This is a genomic window from Chromohalobacter sp. 48-RD10 (genome assembly GCF_029889785.1).
Taxonomy (GTDB): Bacteria; Pseudomonadota; Gammaproteobacteria; order Pseudomonadales; family Halomonadaceae; genus Chromohalobacter.
This window is the reverse complement of record NZ_JARANX010000209.1, coordinates 1-609: the sequence shown is the minus strand read 5'-3', so window position 1 is coordinate 609 and position 609 is coordinate 1. Positions and strand designations below refer to the sequence as shown.

The following is a 609-nucleotide window of genomic DNA, read 5'->3' as shown; positions in this document are numbered from 1 at the left end:
AGAGGCATTGAAGCGCCTCGATATGGCCGATGTTGGCGGCAAGTTTCGCAACATGCGCAATGAGGTCGGCGGGCTGGCGCGTCGAACGGCCATGCTGGGCACCGCCGCCGCAGGCAGCATATTTGCGATCTCGAACTCGACCGCCGAGCTGGGCGACGAGGTCGCCAAGCGCTCCGATGCGCTGGGCATCCAAATCGGCAAGTATCAGGAACTCCGCTACGCTGCAGAACGCTCCGGGGTGTCGACCCAGAAGTTTGATTCTAATATGCAGGCGTTCACCAAGCGACTGGGCGAGGCAGCGCAGGGGACTGGTGCCGCGAAGGATGCACTCGATCAGATGGGGTTGTCCGCCGAAGCGCTGGCCAGCATGACGCCCGACGAGGCGCTAGATCAAGTGGCCGACCGCCTGCAGAATGTCGAGAGCCATACGAAGCGCGTGGCTCTGGTTTCCGACCTCTTTAGCCGCCAGGGCATTGGCATGATCAACATGCTCAAAGGCGGCAGTAAAATGCTCGAGCAATTCGGCGACGATGCTCGGCGCACCGGCTACATACTCAGTGAACAAGCGACGCGCGACGCCGAGACCTTCCAGGACAAGCTGCTCGATAC

1 protein-coding gene is annotated in these 609 nt (G+C 61.4%); it reads left to right on the top strand.

Features of this window, described 5'->3' with window-relative positions:
* The coding region (locus OP496_RS18285) for a hypothetical protein (RefSeq protein WP_280565420.1) at positions 1-609 on the top strand (609 nt) is incomplete at both ends.